15 protein-coding genes and 1 pseudogene are annotated in these 17,061 nt (G+C 73.9%); 12 read left to right on the forward strand and 4 right to left on the reverse strand.

The genetic code is table 11. The features are described 5' to 3' along the window. Positions 1–257, reverse strand: a pseudogene (locus tag IE321_RS01440) (protease); the annotation flags it as partial. Between the two features lie 188 nt (positions 258–445). Here IE321_RS01440 and IE321_RS01445 point away from each other — a divergent pair. The 3 genes from IE321_RS01445 (at position 446) to IE321_RS01455 (ending at position 3,296) form a co-directional block, all read left to right on the forward strand. Next, complete coding sequence (locus tag IE321_RS01445) at positions 446–1,285, forward strand: glycerophosphodiester phosphodiesterase (protein WP_190221430.1); 840 nt, start codon at positions 446–448, stop codon at positions 1,283–1,285. Positions 1,286–1,363: 78 nt separating this feature from the next. Then, positions 1,364–1,969 (forward strand): ATP-binding protein, encoded by a 606-nt coding sequence (locus IE321_RS01450; RefSeq protein ID WP_079021923.1) that lies wholly within the window; start codon positions 1,364–1,366, stop codon positions 1,967–1,969. 349 nt (positions 1,970–2,318) lie between these two features. Next, entirely contained in the window at positions 2,319–3,296 is a 978-nt protein-coding gene (locus tag IE321_RS01455; RefSeq protein ID WP_190221431.1) for a DUF5926 family protein, read from the forward strand. Positions 3,297–3,514: 218 nt separating this feature from the next. Here the strand turns inward: IE321_RS01455 and IE321_RS01460 are convergent, their stop codons facing one another. Together IE321_RS01460 and IE321_RS01465 are read right to left on the reverse strand one after the other, a co-directional pair. Beyond that, complete coding sequence (locus IE321_RS01460; protein WP_372470259.1) at positions 3,515–4,189, reverse strand: hypothetical protein; 675 nt, start codon at positions 4,187–4,189, stop codon at positions 3,515–3,517. Positions 4,190–4,381: 192 nt separating this feature from the next. Beyond that, positions 4,382–5,191, reverse strand: a complete 810-nt coding sequence (locus IE321_RS01465) for a bifunctional DNA primase/polymerase (protein WP_229916268.1) — start codon at positions 5,189–5,191, stop codon at positions 4,382–4,384. A gap of 493 nt (positions 5,192–5,684) precedes the next feature. On the opposite strand from IE321_RS01465, the gene IE321_RS01475 reads away from it, so the two are divergent. Further along, the gene (locus tag IE321_RS01475; protein ID WP_190221432.1) at positions 5,685–7,175 is read left to right on the forward strand and encodes a PP2C family protein-serine/threonine phosphatase; all 1,491 of its coding nucleotides are present in this window, start codon (positions 5,685–5,687) and stop codon (positions 7,173–7,175) included. 104 nt (positions 7,176–7,279) lie between these two features. After that, entirely contained in the window at positions 7,280–8,737 is a 1,458-nt protein-coding gene (locus tag IE321_RS01480; RefSeq protein WP_043222553.1) for an aminopeptidase P family protein, read from the forward strand. Between the two features lie 104 nt (positions 8,738–8,841). Here IE321_RS01480 and IE321_RS01485 read toward each other — a convergent pair whose 3' ends face one another. After that, complete coding sequence (locus tag IE321_RS01485; RefSeq protein WP_043222555.1) at positions 8,842–9,291, reverse strand: ATP-binding protein; 450 nt, start codon at positions 9,289–9,291, stop codon at positions 8,842–8,844. 215 nt (positions 9,292–9,506) lie between these two features. Here IE321_RS01485 and IE321_RS01490 point away from each other — a divergent pair, with 215 nt between their 5' ends. From IE321_RS01490 to pheA, 7 genes are all read left to right on the forward strand, one after another. Continuing rightward, positions 9,507–10,289: a hypothetical protein gene (locus IE321_RS01490; RefSeq protein ID WP_190221433.1), complete on the forward strand. Its 783-nt coding sequence runs from the start codon at positions 9,507–9,509 to the stop codon at positions 10,287–10,289. A gap of 141 nt (positions 10,290–10,430) precedes the next feature. Then, positions 10,431–11,189 carry a YcnI family copper-binding membrane protein gene (locus IE321_RS01495; protein ID WP_190221434.1) on the forward strand — a complete coding sequence of 253 codons (759 nt, stop codon included), beginning with the start codon at positions 10,431–10,433 and terminating at the stop codon, positions 11,187–11,189. Between the two features lie 80 nt (positions 11,190–11,269). Then, positions 11,270–12,004 carry an SCO family protein gene (locus tag IE321_RS01500; RefSeq protein ID WP_190221435.1) on the forward strand — a complete coding sequence of 245 codons (735 nt, stop codon included), beginning with the start codon at positions 11,270–11,272 and terminating at the stop codon, positions 12,002–12,004. Further along, positions 12,001–12,453 (forward strand): copper chaperone PCu(A)C, encoded by a 453-nt coding sequence (locus IE321_RS01505; protein WP_190221436.1) that lies wholly within the window; start codon positions 12,001–12,003, stop codon positions 12,451–12,453. Before IE321_RS01500 ends, IE321_RS01505 begins: the two co-directional genes overlap by 4 nt. 21 nt (positions 12,454–12,474) lie before the next feature. Further along, the gene (locus IE321_RS01510) at positions 12,475–14,481 is read left to right on the forward strand and encodes a copper resistance CopC/CopD family protein (RefSeq protein WP_190221437.1); all 2,007 of its coding nucleotides are present in this window, start codon (positions 12,475–12,477) and stop codon (positions 14,479–14,481) included. Further along, positions 14,482–15,798 carry an iron uptake transporter deferrochelatase/peroxidase subunit gene (efeB, locus tag IE321_RS01515; RefSeq protein WP_190221438.1) on the forward strand — a complete coding sequence of 439 codons (1,317 nt, stop codon included), beginning with the start codon at positions 14,482–14,484 and terminating at the stop codon, positions 15,796–15,798. It abuts the gene before it with no gap. Positions 15,799–15,888: 90 nt separating this feature from the next. Then, positions 15,889–16,824: a prephenate dehydratase gene (gene pheA, locus IE321_RS01520; RefSeq protein ID WP_043222569.1), complete on the forward strand. Its 936-nt coding sequence runs from the start codon at positions 15,889–15,891 to the stop codon at positions 16,822–16,824. Positions 16,825–17,061 lie beyond the last annotated feature (237 nt).

Raw genomic sequence — 17,061 nt, forward strand, 5'->3', positions numbered from 1 at the left:
GTGGCGGGCTCGGGAGCGTACGCGGGCGCCTGCGTGGTGCCGGCCGGATCGGCGGCGGGCGCGGCGGCCGGAGCCTGCGCCGGCGGGGCCGGGGGCTGGACCGGCGGCTGGATCTGGGTGGGGGCCTCCGACGCCGGCGCCCCGGCCTGCTGCGGCGCCGGCGCGGCGGGCGGCGTGGCGGGGACGGGCGGCGTGGCGGGGGCGGACGGGGCAGTCGGGTCCGCCGGAACCTCGGTGCCCTCGTTCTCGGTGCTCACAGCTCGCTCTCCTCGTTCACAGCGCGGGGACGGTGATACTTCGCTCCAGGGTGCTGGGCACAGCTTTTCCCACCCGGCGTCAGGCCGCGGTAAGGCGGAGCTGTGCGTCCGCACCCCATCCTTTATAACTGGGCAGAACGGACAGGTCCGGGGTGCCCGGGCCGCCCCGCCAATGGCACCATGACGCGGTGACCCACGCACGGCAGCAACCGCACCCCGGCCCCGTCCAGGTCGTCGCCCACCGAGGGGCCTCGGAGGACGCGCCGGAACACACCCTGGCCGCCTATGTGAAGGCCATCGAGGACGGCGCCGACGCCCTGGAGTGCGACGTACGGCTCACCGCCGACGGCCACCTGGTCTGCGTCCACGACCGTCGTGTCGACCGTACATCGAACGGCCGCGGAGCCGTCTCCGCCCTCGAACTCGCCGACCTCTCCGCGCTGGACTTCGGCGCCTGGAAGCGGTTCAAGGAGCGCGAGGACTCCGGCGAGCCGGGCGAGAGCCCGGACTGGGGCGACCCCGAGTACACCTCGGTCCTCACCCTGGAACGGCTCCTGGAGCTCGTCTCCGACGCGGGACGGCGGGTCGAGCTCGCCGTCGAGACCAAGCACCCCACCCGCTGGGCGGGCCAGGTCGAGGACCGGCTCCTCGCGCTCCTGAAGCGTTTCGGCCTGCACGCGCCCGTGGCGCCCGAGGAGTCCCCGGTCCGGGTCATGAGCTTCTCGGCCAGATCGCTGCACCGGATCTCCGCCGCCGCGCCGACGCTCCCGACGGTCTCCCTCACCCAGTTCGTCACCCCCCGGCTGCGCGACGGACGCCTGCCCGCGGGCGCGCGCGTGGCGGGGCCCTCCATCCGGATCGTCCGGCACCATCCGGCCGTCATCCTGCGTCTCCAGAAGGCCGGTCACCAGGTCCACGTCTGGACGGTGGACGATCCGGAGGACGTCGAGCTCTGTCTGCGGCTCGGGGTCGACGCGATCATCACCAACCGTCCCAAGCAGGTCCTCAAGCACCTCGGGCGCGCCTGAGTCACGGCTCCAGTCCCCCGGCGGGGGCGGCCGCGGGGGAGTGCACCGGCGCGTTCGGCGCGTACGCGATCGTCACTTGTGCTCCACCCCACCCGGAACAGGCGGTTTCCGGTCGCGGTAGCCGGGGCATCCACACGGTGGCGTGGGGCGAAGGAGGTCTCGGGGGTGGCGTTGGTGGTGGCACAGAAGGTGCCCACGTCGTCGAGCATGGCCGTACCCCATGGCCCTGCGGGCGTGGGGGAAGCGCGACACCGGATGCGGGACGAGCTGTTCCGCGGCGGGGTGTCGGAATCGGTCGTCGACGACGCGGTCCTGATCCTGTCCGAACTGCTCAGCAACGCCTGCCGGCACGGCAGGCCGCTGGGCCGGGGCGACCGGGGCGAGGGCGACGTGCTGGCGGCCTGGCGGCTGGATCCGTCGGGCGGGCTGACGGTCGAGGTGACGGACGGAGGCGGTCCCACCAGACCCGTCCCGTCCACGCCCTCGGTCACGGCACGCGGCGGACGCGGGCTCCACATCATCGGCGTCCTGTCCCAGGACTGGGGCGTGCGCGACAGCGCGACGGGCGAGGTCACGGTCTGGGTGCGCGTCACCGAAGGCCACCGCCGCGAGGACTTCGCGACCCGCGTCGGCGCCGGGGGATCCGGCTTCGACCTCCTCGACGCGTACGACGACCTGGACTGACCGGACCGGCGCGACGGACCCGTGCCGACGCCCCGGGAGGGGCGTCCCTGGTGGGTGGCCGGTTCCCCGCCGGTCCGGCGGTACGACTCCGGGCGTACGGCTCCGTGGTGGTTCGCCCCCGGGGCGGTACGGCTCCGGGGCAGTTGGACTCGGAAGCGGTACGACTCCGGCCGGTACGACTTCAGCCGGTACGACTCCGGCCCGGTGTCCGCCTCGACGGCGACGTACCCGGGACGGCGTGACGGCGGAGCCGCGCCAGGGGTGGTCGTGGCACGGCTGAGCTCCCGGGGGCGTCCGGACGGCTAGGCTCGCGCCCGACACAGCACCGCGATCGGGAGAAAGCCACACCATGGCCAAGAAGCGCCCCCAGACGAAGGCCGCCAAGAGCGGCCAGGCACAGGTCACGAACGGGGAGATCCCGGTCGTCGGCGCGCGCGAGCCGTGCCCGTGCGGTTCGGGCCGCCGCTACAAGGCGTGCCACGGCCGGGCCGCCGCGCACGCCGCGACCGAGCACGTCCAGCGCCCCTTCGAGGGCCTGCCCGGCGAGTGCGACCTGGTCGCCCTGCGCGAACTGGTGCCCGCCGCCACCGTGCCGCTCACCCTCAAGGGCGGCCTGCCCGAGGGCGTGCCGTCGGTGACGCTCGCGACGGTCCTGCCGATGGCCTGGCCGGCGCTCCGCCGCGACGACGGCTCCGTCCTGCTCGCCCTGCAGAACGACGGCACCTCCGGCGACCTCGCCCGGGACCTCGCCGACACGCTCCAGCGCGCCCTGGAGACCGAGCCGGGCAACCCGGTGCCGCCGCGCCGCGTCGACCCCGAGGGCCCGCGCCTCCAGGACCTGCTCGACACGGACGCCGTGTTCGCGCCCGAGGTCCACACCGGCTTCGAGTTCTGGATCCCGGCGTCGGCGGACGGCGCCGACCCCGAGGTCGCCGCCTCCCTGGAGCGGGCCAACGCCGCCGCCATCCCGACCGTGAAGCTGGCCTCGGTCGACGCCGCGTACTGGTGCGAGACCCCGGAGAAGAACCACCTGCGCTGGGTCATGCCGCACCCGGAGGAGAAGCTCCTCGACGCGCTCGCCCGCCTCCACGTCGCCGGCACCACCTCGCTCGGCGCGGACACCCGGCTCGTCGGCTCGTTCCGCGCCCACGGCCTCATGGTGCCGGTGTGGGACCTGCCGTCGGCGATGACCGCCGAGGAGTGCGAGAAGCCCGCCGCCGAGTTCGCCGAGCGGCTGGCCGAGGCGCTCGCCGTCGACACACCGCTCACCGCCGAGGAGCGTCGGGCGCGCGGCGGCCTCACGAACCGTCAGGTCACTCTCAGCTGATACCCCAGGTGGTATCGGTGACTGACAGACCGACCAGTCGGTGACTTCCGCCACAGCGGAACCTACGGAGCGGTAAATCCCTGTCCGAATAACCGAGATCGAATTTGCGAACCGCAGATCTCTTGTTACCGTTCTGGAAGCCCGGTCGCTGGTGCATCCCCCGTCGCCAGCGACCGGGCGTTTCCATGCCCGCCCCGCCGTCGCGCCGGGGCCGCTGCTCAACTCGCTTCTTCGTCGGCCGTGTTGCTGCCCGAGCGGAGCAACAGCGGCGCATCGCCGCCCTCGTCGTCCCCCGCGAATTCCGCCACGGCCGTATACGAAGTCGCCGCTCCCGCCCCCGGTTCCCTCGGGGTCTCGCAGGTGTCCGGCTCGTCCCGCGCGGGCACCCCGCAGCGCACCTGGACCGTCCGCCCGCCGGGCGCCATGAGGGTCAGAATCGCGTCGATCTCCCGACCGGTGGCATTGCGGTAGTACGTGCGCGCCCAGACGTCCGGCCCCTCGGAGAGGACACAGGTCTGCGCCTCGACGCCCTCGGGCGAGGCGACTTCGGGACCGCAGCGGCTGACCCGCTCGGGCGCCTCGGCGAAGGCGACGGCGTCCTTCCCGCCCGCCCGGGCCGCCGGCGAGGCCGGGGAGGCGGCGACGGACGGGCCGCTCCCGGGCGTACGGGCCTCCCGGCCGAGCCCCAGGTCGCCGAGCAGCTCCCCCACCGTCCCGCCTCCGGCGGCGCCCGGGCCGCCGTCGGGCTTCGCGTCGGCCGAGGCCGGGGGCGCCGCCTTCGAGGGGGCCCCGCCGCTGTCGCCCGCCTTGGCGGCCAGGGGCACCAGGACGGCGATCGCGACGGCGGTGCCGAGGCCGGCCATGCGGAGGTGCGCCGGGCTCAGCCGACTCATGCGACCCACCTGCTCTGTTCGGGAAACGATCACGGACGGTGGGGCGAACCTACCGGCGCCGGGCGGGCACCCGGCGGGCCGCGCGCCCGATTCCCGTACGCGTCGGCCCAGGACACACCCGTTCGGGTGAACGGCGTCGGGCGGCCGGGTCACCCGGCACGCGCGCGTGGGCCGCTCCGCACCCAGGCCGGTTCAGTACGCGAGCCGGCTCCCGCCGCCCGGAGTGGCGGTGCTGGCCGCTACCAGGGCGTCGACGACGGCCTCCACGTCCGGCAGCCACGGGCGGGCCGAGCCGGCGAGCGGCGCCCGCTCCCAGCGGACCTGTCCGGTGCCCGCCGTGGACGGCGGCAGCAACAGATAGCCGCCCTCTCCATGGAAGCGCAGCGAGCTGGGCACGCTGTCCTTCGCGTACAGCAGCTCGCCGAGCCGTTCGAGGCCGTACGGGGCGACCAGGATCGACCAGCGGGTCGGCGTCGCGACCACCGGGCCGAGGCGCATGCCCATCGCGTCGAGGTCCCGCAGGGCGCGCGCGCCCGCCGGGGCCGGGAGGCTCACCGCGCACGGGGCACGGCCGCCGGTGGCCAGCAGGACCGGGGCGTCCGGGCGCCGGGTCCACCACCAGCGGATCATCCGCTCGTCGGTGGTGGCGGCCAGGAGGCCGGGGTCGAAGGGGTGGGCGCCGGGGACCACGCAGCCGGGGTCGGGGCAGGCGCACACCAGGTCGGCGCCGCCGGTGCGGGCCGCGCCGCCGGGTCCGGGCCGCTCCGCGCGGCCCTGACCGGACCGCTCCGCCCCCGGCCGGTCCGCGCGGCCGGTCCGGGGCCTCGTCCACAGGCCGCCGCGGCCGGGGCTCTCCGCCGTGCCGGCGGGCTCCGCCAGGCCCACGCCGGGCAGGACGGGCCAGTCCCACCCGACCGCGAAGGTGACCGCCGCTTCCTGCCGTGCGGTCCTCGCCTTGCGCCGGAACCGGAGCCTGCGTCGCCTTCCGAGGATCTCGCGCATGAGCGCTCGTTCCTTTCCGTTGAACGCCGAATCCACATCACACCATGTGCAGATCTCTTCACCGTGCGTATCAGCGCGTACAGCGTCGGCGGTGCGTCGCCCCGCTCGGGGGCGGGGCCGGCCGGAACGGGGCCGGGTCACAGTCAGGTCGAAGCCGGTTCAGAACACGATCCCCGCCACGCGGGGACGGGCCGCGGCCTGCGGCACGTACGACGCCGGGGTTCCGCTTCTCGATCCCGGGGCGCTGTCAACTGCCCCTGCCTGTCATCGATTACGTACCCCACACGCTCAGAATGACGCGCTTTCAAACGACGCCAGTCGACCGCAAATGGTGCACACCGAGGGCAATTTTCAGCCAACTTCCAGCCCACTTCAACCCCTGCGCACGACCTCCCGGAACGCCCCCCGGACACCACAAGTCCCACGGGGACAATGCTGGACATCGCTCCTCGGGTGCGTGTACATGTGGAGACATCGAGCGGTGCTCTATGACATGGGGGTTTGCGATGCCATGGCCTCGAACGCACCGGTCGGAAAGCCGACCGGGATGAGTTCCCCACACCTGCCGAAGCACCTTGCGAAAGTGGCCGGAATCGACTCCACGGTTCCCGCTCCACCGCACACTAAGGCGCCCCTCGCGGGCGTCCCCGCCGCGGCGGCACCGGCCGACGCCGCCCCCGCCCCCAACGCCCTGATCACCGACCGCCTCGCCGGCTGGGTCTCCGACCTCACCACCCTCCACGAATTCACCGAGCGGCTCATCCGGACCGCCACCCTCGACGAGGCCCTCCACGAGGTCCTCGGCGCGGGAGCCGCCCTCGTGGGCGCCCGCCGCGGCATGGCCGTCCTCGAACCCGCCGACGGCCTCGGCCCCACCGCCACCGTCGGCCTCGGCCTCGCCCACGCCGACCTCGGCACCATCGAGACCGTCCCCCGCGGCACCTCCAGCTACGGCCGCCTCCTCGACGGGCTCCCCGACCCGGCGGACCCGGGTGCCCCCGCCCGCGTCCCGGACCCCATCGCCATCCCCGACGTGCGCACCGAGGAGGGCCTCGACCCCCGCCACCGCGAAGTCGCCGCCCGGCTCGGCTACGCCGCCAGCTACGCCCTCCCCCTCGCCACCGAGGAGGCCGGCCGGATCGGCGCCGGCGTCTGGCTCTACGACGAGCCGGCCGCCCCCACCGACCGCCAGCGCCACCTCATCGGCCTCTACGGCCGCTTCGCCACCGAACACCTCGCCCGCCTCCTCCAGGTCGAACGGGCCCGCGTCCAGGTCTCCACCGTCGCCGAGGAGCTGCTCCCGAGCCGGCTCCCCCGCGTCCCCGGGGTCCGGCTCGCCGCACGCCACCACACCGGTCCCCGGGGCGGCGGCGACTGGTACGACGCGCTCCCGCTGCCCGAGGGCGCCCTCGGGCTCTCCGTCGGCTCCGTCTCCGGCACCGGGCCGAGCGCCCTGGCCGCGATGGGCCGGCTGCGCGCCTCGCTGCGGGCGTACGCGGTGATGGAGGGCGAGGACCCGGTCGCCGTCCTCTCCGACCTGGAGCTGCTGCTCCGGCTCACCGAACCGGCCCGCTCGGCCACCGCCCTCTTCGCCCACGCCGAGACCGCCCGCCGCCGGATCGTCCTGGCCGGCGCCGGTCACACCCCGCCGCTGCTCATCGGCGAGCGCCGCACCGAGTACGTGGAGACCTCGCTCTCCGCCCCGCTCGGGATGCTCTCCTGCTGGGAGGCTCCGAGCGTGGAGCTGGAGGTCGCGGCCGGAGAAACGGTGCTGCTCTACACGGACGGGCTGCTGCGGCGTACCGGCGATCCCATCGACCGGGCCTTCGCACGGCTCCACGCGGCCGCCGCGAGCGTGCCCCGGACGGACCGGGACGATCCGGGAGCGATCGCCGACCACGTGCTGCGGACCCTGCTCCCGGAAGGGCTCGACCCCACCGTGGAGGGCGAGGACGTGGTCCTGCTCGCCGCCCGCTTCGACTGATCGCACCGGCGTCCGCGCGGTAACAGGTCTTCCGGCCCTGGGCCCCCTTCCGTACGACCGTACGATGGAGGGGGTTCAGTGTCGTACCAAGAGGAGGCAGACCCGTGGCCGAAGAGCTCACTCCGGAGACCCCGGACGAGGCCGAAGAGCCGATCAAGCAGCGGAAGAACGGCCTGTACCAGGGCGTTTCCGACGAGCTCGCCGAGAACATGAAGTCCGGCTGGGCCGACACGGAGCTGACCGGCCTCGCGCCGATCGCGCAGGCGGCCGAGACCGCCGCGCGCCGCGCCGCGCTCTCCGCCCGCTTCCCGGGCGAGCGCCTGGTGGTCCCGGCCGGCAACCTGAAGACCCGGTCGAACGACACCGAGTACAGCTTCCGCGCCTCCACCGAGTACGCGTACCTCACCGGCGACCAGACGCACGACGGCGTCCTCGTCCTGGAGCCGACGAAGACCGGGCACGAGGCCACGATCTACCTGCTCCCGCGCTCGGACCGCGAGAACGGCGAGTTCTGGCTCGACGGCATGGGCGAGCTGTGGGTCGGCCGCCGTCACTCCCTCACCGAGGCGGAGCAGCTGCTCGGCATCCCGGCGAAGGACGTGCGCGAGCTGGCCGCCGCCCTCGGCGAGGCCACCGGCCCGGTCCGCGCCGTGCGCGGCCACGACGCCGGCATCGAGACCGCCCTCACCGACAAGGTCACCGCCGAGCGCGACGAAGAGCTGCGCGTCTACCTCTCCGAGGCCCGGCTGATCAAGGACTCCTTCGAGATCGCCGAGCTGGAGAAGGCCTGCGCCTCCACCGCCCGCGGCTTCGAGGACGTCGTGAAGGTCCTCGACAAGGCCGAGGCCACCAGCGAGCGCTACATCGAGGGCACCTTCTTCCTCCGCGCCCGCGTCGAGGGCAACGACGTCGGCTACGGCTCCATCTGCGCCGCCGGCCCGCACGCCTGCACCCTGCACTGGGTCCGCAACGACGGCGCCGTCCGCTCCGGCGACCTGCTCCTGCTCGACGCCGGCGTCGAGACCACCGAGCTGTACACCGCCGACGTCACCCGCACCCTGCCGATCAACGGCCGGTACACGGAGATCCAGCGGAAGATCTACGACGCCGTGTACGAGGCGCAGGAGGCGGGCATCGCCGCGGTGAAGCCCGGCGCCGCCTATCGCGACTTCCACGACGCCGCCCAGCGCGTGCTCGCCGAGAAGCTCGTCGAGTGGGGCCTCGTCGAGGGCCCGGCCGAGCGCGTCCTGGAGCTGGGCCTCCAGCGCCGCTGGACCCTGCACGGCACCGGCCACATGCTCGGCATGGACGTCCACGACTGCGCCGCCGCGCGCACCGAGGCGTACGTCGACACCACGCTGGAGCCGGGCATGTGCCTGACCGTCGAGCCGGGGCTCTACTTCCAGGCCGACGACCTGACCGTGCCGGAGGAGTACCGCGGCATCGGCGTCCGGATCGAGGACGACATCCTCGTCACCGAGGACGGCAACCGGAACCTGTCGGACCAGCTGCCGCGCCGCTCCGACGAGGTCGAGGCGTGGATGGCCGCCCTGAAGGGCTGACGACCGCGAGAAGGCCCCGCCCGGCGACCGCCGGGCGGGGCCTTCTCCCATTCCCTCGGCCGGGCCACGTCGTCGGTCCGGTCACGTCGTCGGCGGGGACGGGGTCACGCCATCAGCAGGGACGGGCTGTCCCTCCACTTGAGGATCTTGTCGAAGCTGACCACCGCGCCGCCGCGGCCCGAGCGGCCGAAGTGGACGTGGTCGGAGAGCTCCTCGATCAGGCGGAGGCCGCGGCCGTCCTCGGCGTCCGGACAGGCCGCCGGAGCGGGCGCCGACCGCACGCCGGGGAAGCCGGGACCGGCGTCCGTCACCTCGATGCGGCAGGTCTCGCCGTCGAGGAAGGCCGTCACGCGGTACGCCTCCGAGCCCCGCCCCGCGACCGGGCCGCCCCCGTGCTCGACCGCGTTGGCGCACGCCTCGGTGAGCGCCACCGACAGGTCGTAGGACACCTCGGGATCGACCCCGGCCGTCTCCATGGTGCCGAGGAACAGGCGCCGGGCGAGCGGTACGCTCGCGGCCTCGCGCCGCAGATGGAGTGACCACCAGATGCTCATGCTCCAGCCTCCCGGCAGCGGCTCGACATACCCCTAGCTATTGCCGCCCAGGGCGGTCCGTAAGCACGCGGAGGCGTCAAGAGCGCCCGTTCGGCGGACGCGAGGGGCCCCGAACCCGGTGTATGTCCGGTGTATCTCCTCCCGAACACCCCCAAGAACGACCTTGCGGACCTGCCTCATGGCGGCGGGTGCCCTGGTGCGATGATGGGGCCGCCATGTCTGCCCCCGCGCTCGCTCCACGGCTGCTGAGGGCCGCGGTGTTCACCGCGGTCTGCGTCGTGCTGTCCGCGCTGGGTCACGCGCTCGCCGCCTGTGCGGGCATCGCCCTGTGGACCCTGCTCGCCGGACTGCTCGGCGTCTTCGGGGTCACGGTCCTGCTCACCGGACGCGAGCGCTCCCTCGGCTTCGTCGTCGCCGCCCTCGCCGGCGGACAGCTCGGACTCCACCTGCTCTTCGGCCTCGGCCAGCGGCAGCTCGCCCTGAGCGCCCAGGCCGACGACTCGCTCGTGCGGATGGCCGCCAAGCTCGTCTGCGGGGCGGGCGCCGCCTCCCTCACCCCCGGCGACGCCGCCGGGATCCTCAGCCGCGCCGGCATCGACCCGGCCGTCGCCGCGCACGCCCACCCGGGCATGCACGGTGCCGGGGCGTCACCCGCCGACGCGCTGCTGCCGAGCCTGCCGATGCTCCTCGGGCACCTGCTCGCCGCCCTGGTGGCCGGCTGGCTGCTGCGCCGGGGCGACCTCGCCCTGGTCCGGCTCGCCGAGCTGTCCGAAGAGCGGGCCGCCGAGCTCGCCGAGGGCACCCTGGTACGCGTCCTGCGCGCCGCGCTCCGGCTCGTCCGGGCCCTGCTCGCCGGGCTGGCGGCGTCGGCCCCGGCCGGTCCGCGCGGCCGTCCCCGCACCGCCTTCGACTCCCCGACGCCGCCGGCGGCCGGGGCACTCCAGCACACGGTGATCCGCCGCGGCCCGCCGGCCGACGCCTGCGTCCTCGCAGCCTGACGCGGTCCGCTCCAGGGGGAGCGGGACCGCGCCCGCCCGCGCCCACCGCCCGGCTCCGCCCGGTGCACGTGGCGCGGCACCGGACCGCCTTCCCTCTTCCGGGGTCCCTCCGCGGACCCCCCACCGAGCCGGAGTGTCTTCATGAACCTGTCCCGCGTCGCCCTCGCCGCCGGCACCGCCGCCGCCTCCGTCGTGCTCCTGTCGGGCACCGCCTTCGCCCACGTGGGCGTGCAGCCGCAGGGCCAGGCCGCCCAGGGCGGCTACGCCACCGTCAACGTCAAGGTCCCGAACGAGCGCGACAACGCCTCCACCGTGAAGCTGGAGGTCAACTTCCCGCTGGACCACCCGCTCGCCTCCGTCATGCCGCAGCCGGTGCCTGGCTGGAAGGCCGAGGTCACCAAGACCAAGCTGGACAAGCCGCTGACGCTGCACGGCAAGCAGATCAACGAGGCCGTCTCCAAGGTCACCTGGACCGCGGACGGCTCGAAGATCGGCCCCGGCCAGTTCCAGCAGTTCCCTCTCTCCCTCGGCCAGCTGCCGGAGAACACCGACCAGCTGGTCCTCAAGGCCATCCAGACGTACGACAACGACGAGGTCGTGCGCTGGATCGAGGAGCAGAAGGGCTCCGAGGAGCCCCAGTACCCGGCTCCCGTCCTGAAGCTCTCGCCCGCGGGCGAGGACCACCACGGCGGCGCCGCCTCCGCCGCGCCCACCGCCTCCGGCTCGGCCTCCGCCGACGCGAAGGCCGGTCACGAGGCCGACGGCGGCCACGCCACCACCGAGACCGCCTCGGACTCCTCCACCGACACCACGGCCCGTGTGCTCGGCGTCGTCGGCATCCTCGTCGGCCTCGCCGGCATCGCCTTCGGCGTCCTCGCCGGCCGCCGTCGCTCGGCCTGACGGCACCCTCCCGGCGGGCCGTCACACCCGGCCCGCCGGGCCGTCCAGCACGTCCAGCACTCCGAAAGACAGTCACCGCAATGTCCACAGAGAAGACGTCCCCGTCGCAGAGCGGCGGGGACGGCACCACCGGCCGCCCCGGGCGGCGCACCCCGCTGATCGTCGCCGCCGTCGCGATCGTCGCCGCCCTCGGCATCGTCGCCGCGGTCGGCCTCGGCGACGACGACACGAAGGACACCGCGTCCTCCGGCGTCGCCCAGATCGAGGGCGTCACCGAGAAGACCCGGGCCGCCACCGTCCTGGACCGCCCCTTCACCAAGCCCGACCTGGTCCTCACCGACACCAAGGGCGAGAGCTACGACCTGCGCGAGCGCACCAAGGGCAAGCCGACGCTCATCTACTTCGGCTACACCAACTGCCCCGACGTGTGCCCGCTGACGATGAGCAACATCGCCGTCGCCAAGAAGCAGCTGCCCCAGGCCGACCAGGACAAGCTCCAGGTCGTCTTCGTCACCACCGACCCCGAGCGGGACACGGCCGCCTCGCTGGCCAAGTGGCTGCCCGGCTTCGGCGACGCGTCCTTCACCGGGCTCACCGGCGACTTCTCGGCGATCCAGGCGGGTGCCCGCTCGATCGGCATCGGCATCGACCCGCCGAAGAAGGAGAAGGACGGCACCGTCGTCTCCATGCACGGCGCCCAGGTCGTCGCCTTCTCCCCCACCACCGACCAGGGCTACGTCCTGTACGGGGAGGACGCCACCGTCGACGACTACGCCAAGGACCTGCCGAAGATCATCAAGGGGGAGAACCCGTGACCCGCCGCACCACCGCCCTGTCCGCCGCCGTGGCGCTCGCCGCCGCGCTCGCGCTCACCGGGTGCTCGTCCGACAGCGGAAAGCCCGAGCTGAAGGTCAGCGGCGCGTACATGCCCCAGCCCGTGACGGACATGGCCGGCGGCTTCCTCACCATCGAGAACACCGGTGACACCGCCGACAAGCTGACCTCGGTCACCAGCCCGCTCTCGGACGACGTCACCATGCACGAGACGAAGAACCAGAAGATGCAGATGGTGAAGGCGTTCGACATCCCCGCGAACGGGGAGCTGAAGCTGGACCGGGGCGGCAACCACCTCATGTTCATGGAACTGAAGAAGAAGCCGAAGCAGGGCGAGAAGGTCAGCGTCGAGCTGCACTTCGAGAAGGCCGACCCGATCACGGTCGAGCTGCCCGTCGAGGCCACCAACCACAACCCGCAGCAGCACTGAGCTCGTTGACGGAGTGACACTGTGACGACACCCACCGCCCCGCGCCTCGGCACCGCCCTGGCCCGGCTGCTCGTTCTCGCGGCCGCCCTCCTGGGCGTGCTCCTCGCCGGCGCCGCCCCCGCCTCCGCGCACGCGGCGCTGACCGGGAGCGATCCGCAGGACGGGGCGGTGGTCGCCACCGCCCCCAAGGAGGTCGGCCTCACCTTCTCGGAGCAGGTCGCGATGAGCCCCGACTCGATCCGGGTCCTCGACCCCTCGGGCCGGCGCGCCGACACCGGCGAGATCATCGACCTGTGCAGCGGCGCCGTCGTCAAGTACGGCGTGGCCCTGCGGGCCGGTCTGCCGGACGGCACCTACACCGTCGCCTGGCAGACCGTCTCCGCCGACAGCCACCCCATCGCCGGGGCCTTCACCTTCTCCATCGGCGCCCCGTCCGCCACCTCGGTCGCGCTGCCCGAGCAGGCGGCCGGCGGCGGGGTCGTCGGCGCCCTCTACGGGATCGCGCGCTATCTGTCGTACGCGGGCTTCGCCGTCCTCGTCGGCGGCGGCGCCTTCGTGCTGCTGTGCTGGCCGCGCGGCGCGGGCGTCCGGCCCGTGCAGCAGACGGTCGTCCGGGGCTGGCTGACCCTCACCGGCGCCACCCTGGTCATGCTGCTGCTGCGCGGTCCGTACACCGGCTCCGGCAAGCTCGCCGACGTCTTCGACCTGGACGGGCTCCAGGCCGTGCTCCAGACCAAGACCGGGGCGGCGCTCACCTCCCGGCTGCTGCTGCTCGGGGCGGCCGCGCTCTTCGTCGCCGTCCTCTTCGGCGCGTACGCCCGCCGCACCGACCCGAAGGAGCGCAAGGACCTCGCCTTCGGCCTGGGCCTCGGCGGCACCGTGGTCGCCGCGGGCATCGCCGGCACCTGGGCGCTGGCCGAGCACGCCTCCACCGGCATCCAGCCCGGCATCGCGATGCCGGTCGACATCCTGCACCTCCTCGCGGTCGCCACCTGGCTCGGCGGGCTCACCACCCTGCTGGTCGCGCTCTACCGGGCGCCCTCCGTGGAGCGCGCGGCGGTCGAACGCTTCTCCCGGGTCGCCTTCGTCTCGGTCGCCGTCCTGGTCGCCACCGGCATCTACCAGTCCTGGCGCCAGGTCGGCTCCTGGTCCGCCCTCACCGGCACCCGGTACGGGCAGCTCCTCCTGGTGAAGATCGGCCTGATGGCCGTGCTCGTCGGCATCGCCTGGATATCCCGCCGCTGGACCCGACGCCTGGCGGAACGGGCCCCGACGCTTCCGGAGCCGGAGTCCGGGTCGGAGGCGGAGGGCGCGGAGAAGGATCTCGAGGACGAGGGCCTGGAGAACGAGGGCCTTGCCGACGAGGCCCCTGACGACGAGGACGCCGGGGACGACCGCCCCGCGGACGCGGACGCCGACGGCGAGGACGCCCCGGAGGAGATCGACCCCGAGCGGGCCGCCCAGCTCGCCCGGCAGCGGGCCGCCGTGGCCACCGCCCGGCGGAAGAAGGCCCGGGACGCGGATCCCGAGCGGACCGGACTGCGCCGCTCGGTGCTGACCGAGGCCGCCGTCGCCGTCGTCCTGCTCGCCGTCACCACCGTCCTCACCTCCACCGAACCCGGCCGCACCGAGGAGGAGGCCGCCCGGACCGGCGGGACGACGGCCGGGTCGACCGCCGTGCCCGACCGTCCGGTGGACTTCCGGCTCCCCTTCGACACCGGCGGCGTGGACGGCAAGGGCGTCGTCCGGCTCAGCCTCGACCCCGGACGCACCGGTGCCAACGCCCTGCACCTCTTCGTGGAACGCCCGAACGGCAAGCCGCTGGACGTCCCCGAGATCAAGGTGAACCTCACCCTGGAGGAGAAGGGCGTGGGCCCGCTGCCCGTCGCCCCCGACCGGATCCAGACCGGACACTGGAGCGCGAGCGGCGTCCAGCTCCCGCTGCCCGGCGAATGGCGGATCCAGGTGACGGTCCGTACCTCCGAGATCGACCAGACCACCATCGAGAAGAACGTCAAGATCGGCTGAATGCCCGTGAGCAACCCCGTGACCGGCCCCGTGTCCGACGGCTCCCCCGCGTCCGACAGCGGCCACCTCGACATCTCCCGGCGCCGGCTGCTCGGCACCGTCGGCGCGGCGGGCGCGGCCGGCCTGGTGATCGGCGCCGCCGGCGGTGCCGGGATCGCGACGGCCGTCTCGGACGACGGCTCCGTGACGACCGGTGCCGGCGGCTCCCGTGCCCTCACCTCGGTGGGGTCCACCGAGGTGGTGTTCCACGGGAGGCACCAGCCCGGGATCACCACCCCGCTCCAGGCACGGGGCCATCTCGTCGCCTTCGACCTCGCGGCGGGCGCCGGGCGCAAGGAGGCCGCCGCGCTGCTGCGCCGCTGGTCGGCGACGGCGCGCACGCTGATGGCCGGAGAGGTCCCGTCCGGCGACACCGGGATCGCGCTGGACGCGGGCCCGTCCTCCCTCACGGTCACCTTCGGCTTCGGCCGCACCTTCTTCGACCGGACCGGGCTGGCCGCCCGGCGCCCGGCGCAGCTCGACCCGCTGCCCGCCTTCTCCTCCGACGCGGTCGACCCGAAGCGCTCGGAGGGCGATCTGTGGGTGCAGATCGGGGCGGACGACGCCCTGGTCGCCTTCCACGCGCTGCGCGCGCTCCAGAAGGACGCCGGGGACGCGGCCCGGGTGCGCTGGCAGATGAACGGCTTCAACCGCTCCGCCGGGGCGACCGCCCGGCCGATGACGGCCCGGAACCTGATGGGCCAGGTCGACGGCACCAACAACCCGAAGACCACCGACCCCGACTTCGACCGTCGGATCTTCGTCCCCACCGGGGCGACGGGCGCCCAGGACTGGATGGCGGGCGGCTCCTACGCGGTCGTGCGGCGGATCCGGATGCTCCTGGACGACTGGGAGGGGCTGCCGCGGGAGCGGCAGGAGCGGGTCATCGGCCGCCGCAAGGCGGACGGGGCCCCGCTGTCCGGCGGCTCGGAGACCACCCCGCTGGACCTGGACAAGCGGGGACCGGACGGGAAGCTCGCGATCCCCGACAACGCCCACGCCCGGATCTCCGCCCCCGAACAGAACGGCGGCGCGGCGATGCTGCGGCGGCCCTTCTCCTTCCACGACGGGATCGGCGCGGACGGCACCCCGGACGCCGGTCTCCTCTTCGTCTGCTGGCAGGCCGACCCGCTGCGTGGCTTCGTGCCGGTGCAGCGCAAGCTCGACCGGGGCGACGCGCTGTCGCCGTTCATCCGGCACGAGTCCAGCGGCCTCTTCGCCGTGCCGGGCGGAGCCGCCGAGGGCGAGTACGTCGGACAGCGGCTGCTGGAGGGCTGAGCCCCGCCGCCGGCCGGGAGCCGGTGACCGCCGGGGGCCGAGGGCTGAGACGGGGAGGGCGGGGGTCCCGGTCCGCATTAGGGTGACGGTATGTCCGCCACCCGGTACACCTACCTCGGCCCCGAAGGCACGTTCACGGAGGCCGCGCTGCGGAGCCTGCCCGAGGCGGCCACGCGGGAGCTCGTCCCCATGGTCTCCGTCCCGGCCGCGCTCGACGCCGTACGGAACGGGGAGGCGGCCGCCGCGCTCGTCCCGATCGAGAACTCGGTCGAGGGCGGCGTGACGGCGACCCTCGACGAGCTGGCCTCGGGCGAGCCGCTGATGATCTACCGCGAGGTGCTGCTGCCGATCGCCTTCGCGCTGCTGGTGCGCCCCGGGACCGCGCTGTCGGACGTCAAGACAGTGACGGGCCATCCGGTGGCCCAGCCGCAGGTGCGCCAGTGGCTGCGCAAGCACCTCCCGGAGGCGGTGTGGGAGTCGGCGGCGTCCAACGCGGACGGCGCCCGGCTGGTGCAGGAGGGGCGGTTCGACGCGGCCTTCGCGGGTGAGTTCGCGGCGGCGACGTACGGCCTGGAGGCACTGGTCAAGGAGATCCACGACGCCGAGAACGCGGAGACGCGTTTCGTGCTCGTGGGCCGGCCGGCCCGGCCGGCGGCGCCGACCGGCGCGGACAAGACCTCGGTGGTGCTGTGGCTGGGTGACGATCATCCGGGTGCCCTTCTGGAACTCCTCCAGGAGTTCGCGGTGCGTGGAGTGAACCTGATGCTGATCCAGTCCCGGCCGACCGGGGCGGGGATCGGGAACTACTGCTTCGCGGTGGACGCCGAGGGCCACGTCTCGGACCGGCGGGTCGGCGAGGCGCTGATGGGTCTGAAGCGGATCTGTCCGCAGGTGCGCTTCCTCGGCTCGTATCCGCGGGCGGGCGCGTCCCGCGCGGACGTCAGGCCGCTGCGGCGGGGGACCTCGGACGAGGAGTTCACGGCTGCCTCCGACTGGCTGGCGAGGGCCCAGGACGGAAGGGCCTGACCGCGATGGTGACCGAGCGGCGCGGTTTGTGCGTCCGTTCGTCCACAGGCAGGCTTTATTAGCCCTACCTGCATACTTTTTGGTTTCTCCCCTTAGTTATCCACAGGCTCGACGCGCAGGCTGGGGACAAGTCGACACCCGCCTCCGACAAGGTCGACAAATCACCCTCGTCACCCCTCGTGCGCATGCGCTCCATCCACAGGGCCCACCCCTGCGTACGTCAGAGCCACCCCGCCT

The organism is Streptomyces hydrogenans, from assembly GCF_014656075.1.
Taxonomy (GTDB): domain Bacteria; phylum Actinomycetota; class Actinomycetes; order Streptomycetales; family Streptomycetaceae; genus Streptomyces; species Streptomyces hydrogenans.